Here is a 13,437-nt window from a genome sequence, read left to right as displayed (position 1 = left end):
GGGCGGGCCGTATTGTCGTGAGTGCGCGGGGGATCGCGCGGAGGCGACGAGAACAGGGTTATGAAGCAGCAGAAGCAGACAGCCGGGCACCTGCAACGTCCCGGGACCACCCGGGTTCTCGGCCACAACGGTTCCGCGGAAGTGCGGCGGACGGTCCTGCCGGGCGGGTTGCGCGTGGTCACCGAACCGGTTCCCGGCGTCCGTTCGGCATCGGTGGGCATCTGGGTCGGGGTCGGTTCGCGCGATGAGACCAGGGCGCAGGCCGGCGCCGCGCACTACCTGGAGCACCTGCTGTTCAAGGGGACCGCGAAGCGGACCGCCGTGGGCATCGCGCAGGAGATCGACGCCGTCGGCGGTGAGCTCAACGCGTTCACCTCCAAGGAGCACACCTGCTACTACGCGCACGTGCTCGACGAGGACCTGCCGCTGGCCATCGACATGCTCTGCGACGTGGTCTTCGACGCGGTCAACGACGCCTCCGACGTGGACGTGGAGCGCAGCGTGGTCCTGGAGGAGATCGCGATGCGCGACGACGATCCCGAGGACCTGCTGCACGAGCTGTTCTCCACGGCCGTGCTCGGCGACAGCCCGCTGGGGCGCTCGGTGCTGGGCACCGAGGAGTCGATCGGCGAGATGACCCGCAACCGGGTGCACGGCTTCTACCGGCGCAGCTACCAGATGCCGAAGATGGTCGTGGCGGTCGCGGGCAACGTCGAGCACGCGAAGGTGGTGCGGTTGCTGCGCAAGGCGCTGGGCGACCGGCTGACCGGCGACCAGCGGCCGGAGGCGCCGCGCGGCGGCCGGATCCGGTTGCCCAAGCAGGAGCGGCTGGTGCTGCAGCCCGACGACACCGAGCAGACGCACCTGCTGATGGGGTGCCGGGGCCTGGACCGCTACGACGAGCGGCGCTTCGCGCTGGGCGTGCTCAACGCGGCCCTCGGCGGCGGGATGAGCTCGCGGCTGTTCCAGGAGATCCGCGAGAGCCGGGGCCTGGCGTACTCGGTGTACTCGTCGAGCACGGCCTACTCCGACGCGGGCACGTTCTCGGTCTACGCGGGCTGCACGCCGGAGCGCCTGGGCGAGGTCGCCTCGGTGATCCGCTCGGTGCTCGCCGACGTCGCGGCCGGTGGCCTGTCGGCGGAGGAGGTCGATCGCGGCCGCGGTCAGCTGCGGGGTGGTCTGGTCCTGGGGCTGGAGGACAGCGCGGCCCGGATGAGCCGCATCGGCAAGACCGAGCTCAACTACGGCCGCCACTACACGGTCGAGGAGACCCTCGCCAAGATCGAGGCGGTCACGCCGGACGACGTCGCGACCCTCGCCCGGGAGCTGCTCAACCGGCCCTTCACCACCGCAGTCGTGGGCCCGTACAAGACGCCGGAGGACCTCCCGGAGGGCGTGTAGCGGGTTCCACCCGAGCTGATCGAGTCCCCTTCGTCCGGTCGGTTCGGACCGGAACCGCCCCGACACGCGTGCCCGGGCGTGCCGATCACGGGGATGGTGTCCGTCACCACGCGGGGTGGGTCGTCGGGTGGCCGCGCGCACGATGCCTAGACTTCGGGTGAGCAGCGTCGGTGCGGAGAGGTGTTTCCACGGTGATCAAGGTTGGTGTGCTGGGCGCCCGCGGGCGGATGGGTTCCGAAGCGGCGCGAGCCGTCGGCGAGGCCGCCGACACCGAGCTGGTCGCCGAGGTCGACCAGGGCGACCCCATCGAGCGGCTGGTCGAGTCCGGTGCGCAGGTCGCCGTTGACCTGACCCACCCCGACTCGGTGCTCGACAACATCAAGTTCTGCGTCGAGAACGGCATCAACGTCGTGGTCGGCACCAGCGGTCTCGGACCGGCCGAGCTCGACTCCATCCGCACCTGGCTGGCCGCCAAGCCGGAGGTCGGCGTGATCGTGGCGCCGAACTTCGCGATCGGCGCGGTGCTGTCGATGCGGTTCGCCGAGCTGGCCGCCAAGTACTTCGAGTCCGCCGAGATCGTCGAGCTGCACCACCCGAAGAAGGCCGACGCGCCCTCCGGCACCGCGGCGCGCACCGCGCAGGTGATCGCGAAGGCCCGCGAGGAAGCCGAACTCGGTGAGATGCCCGACGCCACCACCAAGGACCCCGACGGAGCCCGGGGCGCCGAGGTCGACGGCGTGCGGGTGCACGCGGTCCGGATGACCGGCCTGGTCGCGCACCAGGAGGTGCTCTTCGGAACCGAGGGCGAGACCCTCACCATCCGCCACGACTCCTACGACCGGCGTTCGTTCATGCCGGGCGTGCTGCTGGGCATCCGCGAAGTCCCCAGCCGTCCGGGCCTGACCGTGGGGCTCGACGTGCTGATGGGGATCTGAGGTGGCCAAGCAGCTGATGACCGCGCGCACCGCCGCGTTCGTCGTCGCGCTCGTGCTGCTGGCCTACCTGCTGCTGATGGGCGGCCGGGCGATCACGATGATCACCAGCGGTGAGCCCGTCTTCATCGCGCTCGGCCTGGCGATCCTGGTCTTCCCCGTGCTGGGCGCGGTGCTCGTCGCCGACCAGCTGCGCTTCGGCGCCGCCACCGAGCGGCTGGCCCGCAGGCTCGACGACGAGGGCGCGCTGCCCGACGTCTCGCACCTCCCGCGCCGGCCCTCGGGCAGGGTCGAGCGGGAGGCCGCCGACGCGTGGTTCGACGCCAAGCAGTCCGAACTCGAAGCGGCACCGCAGGACTGGCGTCGCTGGTTCGCCCTCGCGCAGGCCTACGACCTCGCCGGTGACCGCAACCGCGGCCGCAAGGCGATGCGCAAGGCGATCGACCTGGAGCAGGACGACAAGGCCTGAGCCGCGGGAAAAGCGCTCAGCCCAGCGATTCCGTCGCGGCCTCGGCGTCGTGCTCGTGGATCCACCGCAGCGTGTCTGGGATCGCGGCGAGCCGCCGGTCGCGGTCGTCGGCGTCCGGCCCATCGGGCAGGTGCAGCAGCGCCGAGGCCACCCACGAACTGCGCTGGACCGCGCGCGTGCGGGCGCGGCGGAGGCGTGCGTAGCGGGGCAGCGCCTGATCCGGCGCGAAGCGGTGCAGCAGCGAGGCGAGGGTGGCCGCGTCCTCGATGGACTGGTTGGCGCCTTGACCGTGGTGCGGCAGCATGGCGTGCGCGGCGTCGCCGAGCAGCACGATCCCGCTCCGGTGCCAGCGGGTGAGCGGCCGTTGCCCGAACAGGGCCCACCGCTTGTGCAGGCTCGTCGCCGCGATCATCTCGCGCACGCCCGGGTGCCAGTCGGCGAAGGGCGCGCGGAGCTGGTCGGGTGATACCTCCTCCACCCAGCTGGAGTCCGTCCACGTCGGTGGATCGTCCACGACGGCCAGGAAGTTGACGAAGGAGCCGTCGCCGATCGGGTAGTGCAGCACGTGAGCGCCGGGCCCCATCCAGAACTGGATGGCGCCGGGATCGGGCAGCGAGGGCATCGCGTCGACGGGGATCAGGCCGCGAAAACCGCTGGTGCCGGAGTACCGGGCCGGTTCGTCGTCCGCGACCCACCGGCGCACGGTGGAGTGCACGCCGTCCGCGCCGACGACGAGATCGGCGTGCGCCGCGATGCCGTTGGCGAATCGCAGCTCGTATCCCCGGTTCTCGGCCGAGACGTCGACGAGCCGGTGGTCGAGGTGGAGCTCGTCGTGCCCGCAGGCATCGGCCAGGGCGGCCTGGAGATCGGCGCGGTGCACGCCGTAGTACGGGGCGCCGAACCGCGCCGCGTAGTCGTCGCCGGCCGTGAAGGCGGCGACCCGCCGGCCCCCGCGCCAGTCCCGGTAGATGAGCTCGGTGGGCACGGCGCTGCGGGCGGCAAGCCGGTCGCGCAAGCCCAGGGCGTGCAGCACGCGCGTGCCGTTGGCCGACAGCGCCACCGCCGCCCCCACTTCCCGCAGCTCGGACGACCGTTCGTAGACGGCGGCCCGGATTCCCCGGCGCCGCAACGCGATCGCGAGCGTGAGCCCGCCGATCCCCGCGCCGATGATCGCGATCGATGGTGACCTCGTCGTCATGCCCATCCCCTGACGGTCGTGCCGGTCATGGTTGTACCGATCGGTACAGCGTTTGCACGCTAGTTGTACCGATCGGTACGGTCAAGGGGTGAGTTCACGAGGCGACAAGCGCGCCGAGCTGCTGCGGAAGGCCGTCGACCACCTCGCCGCGCACGGCATCGCCGACCTGTCCCTGGCGCCCATGGCCGAGAAGCTGGGCACCAGCAAGCGCATGCTGCTGTACTACTTCGGCAGCCGCGACGCGCTCATCGCCGAGGCGATCGCCGCGAGCCGCCCCGATGTCTCCGGTCTGTTCCGCGACGTCGGCGATGCCGGCGGCCTGGAGCGGGCGGCGTGGGAGCTGTGGGAGGCGATCACGCGCGGGCGCCAGCAGCGGCCGATCCGGATCCTGTTCCAAGTGCTGAGCCTGGCTCCGACCCAGCCGAATCGCTACGCCGCGCTCGCCGCGGACGCCGTCAGGGTGATGGTGGAACCGCTCGTGCCCGTCTACCGCGGGCTCGGTTTCGACGAGCTCGAGGCGCGTTCCCGCGCGAGCCTGCTCATCTCGGGTCTGCGCGGACTGTGCCTGGACCGCATCGTCACCGGCGATGAGGAGCGGATCGAGGCCGCCGCCGGTGTGCTCATCCGGGCCGCCACGACGACGGAGAATCGGAAACCTTAATTCCGCTTGGCCTTTCGCGCATACCGCCGTTCGGGCTACTGCTTCGATTTACCAGGCGATTCTCAGGGACTGATTCGTCAAGATCCCACGACGTGGTTGAACGTTGACACCACGTGGGCGCTTCTTGATTATTGCTGGCATGTCCAGGTTCGCCTGTCTGGTGGCTCGCCTGCATGTCGATCTCCGACAGCAGGCCAGCGCGCTCTGTCACGCCTAAGGGACCTCTTTCTCTCGCCGCTGCAAGGCGTTTTCTCTCTCCCCGAGTAGTTCACGACGACGCACGTTCGGAAAACCGCGCATTCCGAACGCGCGAATTCGTCGTGCCCGATTTCGGAATTCTCCACGAAAATCCGGAGCACACATGAAGAAGAGTCTTCGAAGACTGCCCATCGGGCTGGCCGCCATAGCCCTGGCGGTCGGTTCGGTCACGTTGCCGGTGCAGGACGCCTACGCCGATGTCGACGTGTCCTCGCAGTCCGTGAAGGGTGCGGACGGCAAGGACTACACCGTCACCAACCACGTCGTGAAGAGCGCGCTGGAGAAGTCCACATCGGACGGCAAGCCCAAGGAGTGGCTGGTCGTCTGGGCGGGCGACGAGAACATCGCCGACACCGCGGTGGCCGACGTCCGCAACCTGCCGGGCTCGCTGGCCGGCGGCACCGGCAAGGTCGCCAACGCCCTGCCGGGCCCGGACTTCCTGGCGATCATCGACGCGACCAAGGGCTCACCCGGCTACGGCCAGGTGGTCAACACGGTCACCGTCGGCCCGCTGGTCGAGAACGAGCCGCACCACATGCAGTACGTGTGGCACAAGGGCGACACCATCTTCGCCGGTGCGCTCTTCGGTGCGGCGACCTACGCGTTCGACGTGACCTCGCTGCCCAACGTCAAGCTCAAGGGCCTCAGCCTGCCCACCCAGACGCCCGGCGGCTCCGTTCCCGACGCGTACTGGACGCTCAAGGACGGCACCGCCTACGGCACCTACATGGGTGGCCCGGTGGCTCCGGGGCCCTACCGCTACTCGGACGGCTCGGTGCACCTGGGCAACGGCTTCGCCGGCAGCCCCGGCGAGGTCGTCCGGTTCGACGAGAACGCCAAGGTGCTCTCCGAATCCCCGGCTGCCACACCGGGCGGGGACAACGAGAAGCTGTGCGACAACCTGCCGCGGATCGGCACGCCGACCTGCGCCAACCCGCACGGCATCCAAGCCCGCGAGGACCTGAACACCCTGGTCACGGCCGACTACACCGAGCCCCGCAACATCATCCTCGACCCGGTGAAGGCCCCGTCGCCGTACCTGCGGCGGCCGACCGTGCGGACCTGGGACATCTCCGACCGCAACCACCCGAAGCTCAAGGCGGTCAGCTACCTCCCGAACGGCCCGCGGGCCAACCCGGAGGACCCGCTGCACCAGGAGCCGCGGGCGGTCATGGAGACCACGGTGACGAACCTGCCCGGTCACAAGGGCGCTTTCGCCCAGACCATGCAGGGCGGCGCGGTGTTCTACACGCCCGACATCACCGCACCGGAACCCCACTGGCGCCAGGTGTTCGACGACGGCGCCGCCGTCGTGAACTTCGACAAGGCCAACGACCGCAACGGCGGCAGCTCCAACGGCGGCTGGATCCAGACCAGCCCGGACGACCGGTTCCTGTACCGGGCGATCCAGGGGCGCGCTGCGGGCACCTTCGGCGAGGACGACCCGGGTACCACGGGCGGGGTGTACACATTGGACATCCAGGAGCTGGTCAACTCCGGCGACGATTTCCAGTGCAACATCGACACCCTCGCCGAGTCCGAGCACGGCGGCGCCGAGGCCGACTGCCCGACGGTGGCCGGCACGACGCCGATCAACCCGGGCAAGGCCGCGGGCGGTCCGCACTGGGGCGGGTACGACAACTTCGTGCTCGGCCCGGACGGCAAGTACACCGAGACCCAGACGCCCGGGCGTCTCGCGGTGTCGAACTACTTCGTCGCGCGGTCGGGCAACGACGGTGACCACAAGGTCAACATGGTCGACCTCGGCCCGGACGGGAAGGTGTCGCTCGACGACACCTTCCGGGACGAGGTGACCGGTGAGCCCGGCGTCAACTTCAACCGGCGGTCCTGGCCGCACGGCGAGTTCGGCAACGCCAAACCTCACTCCGAGCTGTTCGTGGTCTCCGACAGCGACCTGAAGTAGTTCGCGCGGAGTAGCCACCGGACACCTGGGCTCAGCGGTGAGAGGGGTGGCCGCCCCGCGGCGGCCACCCACCTCCCGAAGCGGTGTTCCCCAGCTCCTGAACCTCTTTCGACGAGAGCGGACGTGACACATGCACACCCACACCGGAGTGTCCAGTGTGGACCACCTCGCGCTGGTGCTGCGCGTGCTGCTGCTGACCGGCACGGCGCTGGTCGCCGGCATCGGTCTGCTGCGCGCCGGAGCGGTGATGCGCCCGTGGTCCGCCTGGATCGCAGGCATCGGCACCGCCGCGCTGGCCGGGTTGTCCGCCGTGGTCCTGCACATCAACACCGGTTTCGCCGTCGCGCACGGGGTGCTCGCCCTGGCGGTGCCCCTCGCGCTGCGCTGGCGCGGTCCCTCGACCTTCCTCGGCTTCGGCCTGGCGCTGCTGCTCATCGCTGAAGCCGCGCTCGGCCACACCTCGCTGGCCTTCTTCCTCGACACGATCTTCGTCGCGGTCGCCGTCGTCTGGTTCGGCCTGGCGCTGGCCAAGACCTGGCGCCCCGACAGCGGACTGCGTCCGCGACCCATCGCGCTCACCGGAGCCGTCGCGCTGGTCGGCGCGGGCATCGGGCAGCTGGTGCTGTCCGGCGTCTTCGACCGCAGGCTGTGGAGCACCGGCTACGGGATCACCGTGCTGGTGCTGGTCATCGGCGCCGTCTCCGTGCTGGCGGTCACCCTCGCGCTGCGCGACGAGCGGCGCGTCTACCGCGTGGGCGCGATCGGCGTGCTCACCGTCGTCCTGGCCTGGGCCACGCTGCCGGGCATCCCGCTCCCGCACGACCTGCCCGTCCCCGGCATCGCCCGGCTCGCCCAAGCCGCCGGAACGCCGGTGCTGGTCAGCCCGCACCGCGCGGGTCGAAACCTGGTGCACTTCCCGGAAACCGCCGGAGGGGGCATCACCGTCGAGCAGGGCGACCGGATCGCCCGAGCGGTCCCGATCCCCGGCGCCTCCGGCACGTGGGCCGAGGTCGACCTGCCGCCCGGCAGCAGCGACCTGATCATCTCCCGGGCGGGCGAGACCGGGACCGTCGAGGTCGACACCGGTGATCTGCCCGAGGTTGCAGGCTCGGCCGACCCGGAGTGCGCCGGCGCCGCCCTGGGCGGCATCACCGCCGGTGCTCCGGCCCCGGTGACCTGCCCGAACACCGAACTGCTCGCCGAGGACGCCGACGCGCTGCGCAAGCAGGTCGCCTACCTGGCCGACCTGGAGGTGCCCTCGCTGTCCGTCGTGGGCGACGACACACCGCGCGGCAAGGCGGCGGCCGACGTCGTCCTCGCCGAAGCCGCCCACCGCGGCGTTCCCATCAGCGACAACCCCGACGGTGCGCTGCTGCAGGTGTCGGGCTGGCAGAAGGCGTCCCACACCTTGGGACGTGTGAACTTCCTCTACGGAATGCACCTCGCACCTTGGCTGTTGCACGCTCCGGTGGTGAACTCGACCGCGGGTGCGGCGTTGCCGCTGCGCTTCGACCCGCGCGACCGCAACGCCCTCACCTACGGCATGACCCAGGCGAGTGCCTTCGGCGACCCGCCGTCGCTGTCCGGATACCGGGAGTGGGCGCGCGCCCGCGGCGAGAACATCGCCGGCGAAGTCACCGTCTACGCATCCGCCCAGGTCGACGTCATGCAAATGGGCGGACACGAGCATGGCGGAAACCTCGGCCAGTGGATCCCGCAGGGAACCATCGTGGCCATCTCAGGTCCGCTCACGGAGAAGTAGGAGTGCAGATGTCTGTTGTGGACGTTGAAAGACCGGCCCCACCACCGGTGCGCACGGCACCGCCCGCGCAACGAGGAGTCGTGGCGATCGGCATCGCGATCGCCGTCGTGCTCGGGCTCGCCGTGGCCAACGCCGCCGGGTGGAAGATGACCGTGCTCTACGGCGTCGGCCTGGCCCTGGGGCTGGTGCTGTTCCACTCCCGGTTCGGGTTCACCTCGGCGTGGCGCCAGCTGATCACCGTGGGACAGGGCCGCGCCATCCGCGCCCACATGCTCATGCTGGGCGTGGCGGCCGTGCTGTTCGCGGGGATCCTCGGCAGCGGGTACTCGCTGTCCGGCACGCCCGAACCGCAGCTGCAGACCGCCGGGCTCGGCGTCGTGTTCGGCGCGTTCCTGTTCGGCGTCGGCATGCAGGTCGGCGGCTCCTGCGCCTCCGGCACGCTCTTCGCGGTCGGCAGCGGCCAGACCGCGATCATCTTCACCCTCGGCGGGTTCATCGTCGGCTCGGTGTTCACCGCGTTCATCTCGCCGTTCATCAAGAGCGTGCAGAGCATCGGTCCGAAGGTCTCGTTGGCCGAAACCCCGCTGGGCTACGCCGGTGGAGTGCTGATCACCCTGGTCATCATCGGTGTCGTCGTGGGGGTGTCGCTGCTGGTCGAGCGGCGCCGCACGCCTCCGCCGATCGACCAGCCGCCGATCGCCAAGGGCGTGCTGCGCGCCCTGCGCGGTTCCTGGCCGCTGTGGGTCGGCGCGGTGCTGCTGGCCGTGCTCAACGCGGCGACGCTGTTCGTCTCCGGCAGCTCGTGGGGCATCACCTCCGCGTTCGGCCTGTGGGGCGCGAAGATCCTCGGCTGGGTCGGTATCGACGTCTCCGGCGCCCCGTTCTGGCAGGACCCGGAGAACGCCGCGAAGCTCACCGCGTCGGTGCTCACCGACCGGATCTCGGTGATGGACTTCGGGATCATGGCCGGCGCGCTGATCGCCGCCGCCCTCGCCGGCGCCTTCACCCTGCACCGCAAGATCCCGTGGCGCATGGCCGTCGGGGCCGTGCTCGGCGGAATCCTGATGGGCATCGGCGCGCGCTTCGCGGGCGGGTGCAACATCGGCGCCTACTTCTCCGGCGTCGCCTCGTTCAGCCTGCACGGCTGGCTGTGGGGCGTGATGGCCATCGTCGGCACCTACGCCGGTGTCGCGCTGCGTCCGCTGTTCGGACTGGGCAACCCCAAGCCCTCGGACGCCGTCTGCTGATCTTCCACCGGCTGCGGCCGGTGGTGGGGAAAAGGAGGAACACCATGTCCAAGTCCGTCCGCCGTGCCGCCGCTTCGGTGGCCATCGCCGTGAGCGCCGTGCTGCTCACCGGCGGCGTCGCCAACGCCGAGTCGGTGTGGGTCCTGCCGGGTGTCGACCTCGGAGCCGTGCTGACCCCGACCGTGCAGCTGCCCACCCAGCTGCTGGCTCCCGTCGTCGCGCTCCTGGCCGGCTGACCAGCTAGTTCGGGCCCGCCGCGTGGCCCGCGCACCGCGCGGCAGGTCGACCGAGAGAAGGGAACCCGCATGAACCACACCGCATCCCGCGCCATCACCGCCTCGCTCCTGGTCGGAGCGGCCCTGTGCACCGCAGCACCGGCGGCTCTGGCGGCACCGGAAGCCCCGGTTGCCGTCACCGCCCAGGACGGCCCGGCCGTCGTCGACGAACCCGACACCGGCGACCTCAACAACAAGTGGACGTTCGCCCCGGTCGGAGTCCCGGTCTTCGGCCTGATCGACTCGGTCCTGGGCGTCCCGGCCCGCCTCGGCCTCCCGGCCCTGCCGAACTTCTGACGAAGCTCTCCCCGGGTGAACGACGCCCCCTCGCACCCCACTGCGAGGGGCCGTCCCCACATCTCGACGAGCAACGCAACCCCACCACCCAGCAACCTCCCCGCATCCAGACCCGTTTCAGTGGAAGTCCAGACCCGGATTTCCACTGAGATCGGTCCCCTGACTTCAGTGGAAATCGGCGACCTCCGCCGGGGTCCAGGGTCTGTGGTCCGGGGCCGGTGGGAGTGGGGTCTCGGGTTTCCACTGAAGTTGGGTCCCTGATTTCAGTGGAAATCGGAGGTGGCGTCTCCGCCGGGGTCCGGGTCCGGGGGTCGGTCGGAGTCGGATCGGGTTTCCACTGAAGTTGGGGGCATGGTTTCGGGGGTCGTGTGGTTAGAGCCAGGCGGCCATCGCTGCTGGGGCTGCGGCGAGGGCTCCGAAGCGGGCGAAGCGGCCGATGAAACCGGTGATCAGGAACGTCGACACCGGGACCTTGGCCCAACCGGCGATGATGGCCACCGCCGCGAACGGGGGAAGGCTGGCGGCGGCGCTGATCAGCAGGACTGTGCCCGCCCAGACCGGGCGGGTCCGGCAGTTCTCGCGGAACTGGTCCAGCCACGTCTTCCAGCGGCCCTTGGTCTCCGGCTTCTCCTTCTTCTCCCTGCGCATGAACGCGGGAAGGCGGATGTTGCCCCTGGCCGCGTAGTAGTGGAGGAGCTTGCCGCCGATCTGACCCGTGGCGATGACCAGCGCGAGGACCCACCAGGGGATGTCGGGTTCCTTGAGCACCAGGCCCACCGCGAACAGCTCGACGCTGATCAGCGGGAGCAGCGCGGAGGCCACCGACACACCGAACGTGGTGGACAGCAACCCGATGATGGTCAGCACTTTCGGCTCCCGGGAGGGCAGGCGTCAGTGGTGCTCGAACTCGAATTCCAGCGGACCGGTCAGGCGCATCTCGCGAAGCGGGCGCCCACCCGCGTCCAACGTGCGCACCGTACCGTCCGGTGACCACCCCGCAGCGCGGTAGAACGACAGCGACGCCGAGTCCGACTCCGGAACCCACGCGATGCCACGCGTCGCACCGTGCGCGGCGAACCGGCGACCCATCGTGCCGAGCAACCGTCCGGCGTGACCCCGACGACCCCACCGCGGCTCCACCAGCAGCGAGCTGACCAGCACCGTCGTCGACGTGTCATCGGGCAGGGAGCCGTCGGCGGCGGCGACTTCGGACTCCGGGGCGGGGCCTGCGACGCAGAAACCCACTGTCCAGTGACCCTCGATCGCGAGCAGCACGGTGGCCGCGCCGGAGGTGACGGCTTCACGCCACTCCTGCTCGACCTCGGCGCTGTCCAGTCCGGCCAGCACGGCGGGGGAGAGGATCTCGGCGTAGCCGGTCTGCCACGTCTCGACCTGAATGCGTGCGATCTCGGCGGCGTCGGACGCCACTGCTTCGCGCACATCGGCTTCAGCCATGCGCGACAACCTAACGTGTCGGTTCCGAGCACCCGGCAGCAGTCCGCGTTGTCGGGGAGTGCTGGCACGATCGCCCGGGTGCAGACCATCAGCAACGACACGGCACGACGAATGGCTCTGGCGGCGCAAGGCTTCGCCGACCCGCGACCGCGTGGCGCGGTGACCCGGCGGCACCTCCAGCGGGCCCTGTCCCGGACCAAGCTGTTGCAGCTGGACTCGGTCAACGTCGCGGTGCGCGCCCACTACATGCCGCTGTTCAGCAGGCTCGGCGCCTACCCGGCGGAGCTGGTCGACACCGCTGCGTGGTCGCACACCGCCCGGCAGCCCCGCATGCTCGTTGAGTACTGGGCGCACGAAGCGTCGCTGATCCCGGTCGAGGACTGGCCGCTGCTGCGCTGGCGGATGCGCGAGTACGGCGGCGCCTGGCGCAAGCGCTCCCGCGAGCTGCTGGAGCAGAACCCCGAGCTGGTCAACGACGTGCTGAACGCCGTCAAGGAACTCGGCCCGATCGGTGCGGGCCGACTGGAACGCGAGCTCGGCGGCGGTGAGCGGCAAGGCCGCGGCCCGTGGTGGAACCGCACCGACACCAAGCGTGTCTGCGAGCTGCTGTTCGCGATGGGGGAGCTGACCACCGGCACCCGCCGAGGTTTCGAGCGGCTCTACGACCTGCCGGAACGCGTGCTGCCCGCCGAAGTCCTCGCGCACGAGCCCGAGGACGCCGAAGCCGTTCGCGCACTGGTGGAGCGCTCCGCCGAGGCCCTGGGCATCGGCACCGAGACCGATCTGCGCGACTACTACCGGCTGGCCCCGGACCAGTCGAAGCAGGCGGTCGCGGAGCTCGTCGAAGACGGCGTGCTCGAACCGGTGGTGGTGCACGGATGGCGTCAGCCCGCCTACCGCCACGCCGAAGCCCGCGCTCCCCGCAAGGTCGCCGGCCGGGCGCTGCTGTGCCCGTTCGACCCGCTGATCTGGGAGCGCTCGCGCGCCGAGCGGATCTTCGGCTTCCGCTACCGCATCGAAATCTACGTGCCGGAGCCCAAGCGGCAGTACGGCTACTACGTCTTCCCCTTCCTCCTCGACGGCGAGCTCGTCGCCCGCGTCGACCTCAAGGCCGACCGGACCGCGGGCGTGCTCCGGGTGCCCGGAGCGTTCCTGGAACCCGGTCGCGACGCCGCGCCCGTCGCGCCCGAGCTGGCCGCCACCCTGCGCGAGATGGCGACCTGGCTAGGACTCGACGAGGTAGTAGTAGGAGAACGAGGCGACCTAATCCGCCCACTCAACGCCGAACTTGGCCTTTCCTGAGAGGTCGCTTGCTCTGCTTGGCGGTGCGGGTGGGGGAACCTGAGCGGCTCCGTGGATTCCGCGCGCCACTCCTGATGTATGTCCACTACACGGCGTCGCGGCGTGCTCGCCACGAAGCCGCTGAAGAACCCGCGGCGGTGCGAGCTGACTCCCACACCTGGAACAGCGGCTTCGCCGCACATGAACAGCTCGTAGGCGCTGTTCCGGGTGTGGTCTCAGCTTCGGCTACCGGTACCGCCACGAGGGCCCGTTCCTC

General features: G+C 70.4%; 13 protein-coding genes. 10 read left to right on the top strand and 3 right to left on the bottom strand.

Annotated features, from left to right (window positions below; genetic code table 11):
* The first annotated feature begins 60 nt into the window (after nt 1–60).
* The 3 genes from KBO27_RS24675 (at nt 61) to KBO27_RS24665 (ending at nt 2,802) form a co-directional block, all read left to right on the top strand.
* Nucleotides 61–1,401 (top strand): M16 family metallopeptidase, encoded by a 1,341-nt coding sequence (locus KBO27_RS24675; protein WP_210972276.1) that lies wholly within the window; start codon nt 61–63, stop codon nt 1,399–1,401.
* A 191-nt stretch (nt 1,402–1,592) separates the two neighbouring features.
* Nucleotides 1,593–2,336 (top strand): 4-hydroxy-tetrahydrodipicolinate reductase, encoded by a 744-nt coding sequence (gene dapB / locus KBO27_RS24670; RefSeq protein ID WP_307870593.1) that lies wholly within the window; start codon nt 1,593–1,595, stop codon nt 2,334–2,336.
* 16 nt (nt 2,337–2,352) lie between these two features.
* Nucleotides 2,353–2,802, top strand: a complete 450-nt coding sequence (locus KBO27_RS24665; protein WP_210972447.1) for a hypothetical protein — start codon at nt 2,353–2,355, stop codon at nt 2,800–2,802.
* 16 nt (nt 2,803–2,818) lie between these two features.
* On the opposite strand, the gene KBO27_RS24660 is transcribed toward KBO27_RS24665, so the two are convergent.
* Complete coding sequence (locus tag KBO27_RS24660) at nt 2,819–4,000, bottom strand: FAD-dependent monooxygenase (RefSeq protein ID WP_210972274.1); 1,182 nt, start codon at nt 3,998–4,000, stop codon at nt 2,819–2,821.
* Between the two features lie 88 nt (nt 4,001–4,088).
* Here KBO27_RS24660 and KBO27_RS24655 point away from each other — a divergent pair, with 88 nt between their 5' ends.
* The 6 genes from KBO27_RS24655 (at nt 4,089) to KBO27_RS24630 (ending at nt 10,424) form a co-directional block, all read left to right on the top strand.
* Nucleotides 4,089–4,661, top strand: a complete 573-nt coding sequence (locus KBO27_RS24655) for a TetR/AcrR family transcriptional regulator (protein ID WP_210972273.1) — start codon at nt 4,089–4,091, stop codon at nt 4,659–4,661.
* Nucleotides 4,662–5,022: 361 nt separating this feature from the next.
* Complete coding sequence (locus tag KBO27_RS24650) at nt 5,023–6,843, top strand: hypothetical protein (RefSeq protein WP_246537958.1); 1,821 nt, start codon at nt 5,023–5,025, stop codon at nt 6,841–6,843.
* Between the two features lie 148 nt (nt 6,844–6,991).
* Nucleotides 6,992–8,605: a hypothetical protein gene (locus KBO27_RS24645; protein ID WP_307870592.1), complete on the top strand. Its 1,614-nt coding sequence runs from the start codon at nt 6,992–6,994 to the stop codon at nt 8,603–8,605.
* Between the two features lie 8 nt (nt 8,606–8,613).
* Nucleotides 8,614–9,852 (top strand): YeeE/YedE family protein, encoded by a 1,239-nt coding sequence (locus tag KBO27_RS24640; RefSeq protein WP_210972271.1) that lies wholly within the window; start codon nt 8,614–8,616, stop codon nt 9,850–9,852.
* Nucleotides 9,853–9,896: 44 nt separating this feature from the next.
* Nucleotides 9,897–10,088, top strand: a complete 192-nt coding sequence (locus KBO27_RS24635) for a hypothetical protein (RefSeq protein ID WP_210972270.1) — start codon at nt 9,897–9,899, stop codon at nt 10,086–10,088.
* Between the two features lie 69 nt (nt 10,089–10,157).
* Nucleotides 10,158–10,424, top strand: coding sequence for a hypothetical protein (locus KBO27_RS24630; RefSeq protein ID WP_210972269.1), 267 nt, complete (start codon nt 10,158–10,160; stop codon nt 10,422–10,424).
* A 372-nt stretch (nt 10,425–10,796) separates the two neighbouring features.
* Here KBO27_RS24630 and KBO27_RS24625 read toward each other — a convergent pair whose 3' ends face one another.
* Both KBO27_RS24625 and KBO27_RS24620 read right to left on the bottom strand, forming a co-directional pair.
* On the bottom strand, nt 10,797–11,291 hold the full coding sequence (locus KBO27_RS24625) for a VTT domain-containing protein (protein WP_307870591.1): 495 nt from the start codon (nt 11,289–11,291) through the stop codon (nt 10,797–10,799).
* Between the two features lie 24 nt (nt 11,292–11,315).
* Nucleotides 11,316–11,879 carry a GNAT family N-acetyltransferase gene (locus KBO27_RS24620; RefSeq protein WP_210972268.1) on the bottom strand — a complete coding sequence of 188 codons (564 nt, stop codon included), beginning with the start codon at nt 11,877–11,879 and terminating at the stop codon, nt 11,316–11,318.
* Between the two features lie 78 nt (nt 11,880–11,957).
* On the opposite strand from KBO27_RS24620, the gene KBO27_RS24615 reads away from it, so the two are divergent.
* A complete protein-coding gene (locus KBO27_RS24615) occupies nt 11,958–13,181 on the top strand; it encodes a winged helix-turn-helix domain-containing protein (protein ID WP_210972267.1) in 1,224 nt (407 codons plus the stop codon).
* The last annotated feature ends 256 nt before the right edge of the window (nt 13,182–13,437 follow it).

It is taken from the genome of Saccharopolyspora endophytica, assembly GCF_018070075.1.
Taxonomy (GTDB): domain Bacteria; phylum Actinomycetota; class Actinomycetes; order Mycobacteriales; family Pseudonocardiaceae; genus Saccharopolyspora; species Saccharopolyspora endophytica.
Note: the sequence above shows the minus strand (reverse complement) of the source record. Positions and strands in the feature narration are given on the sequence as shown.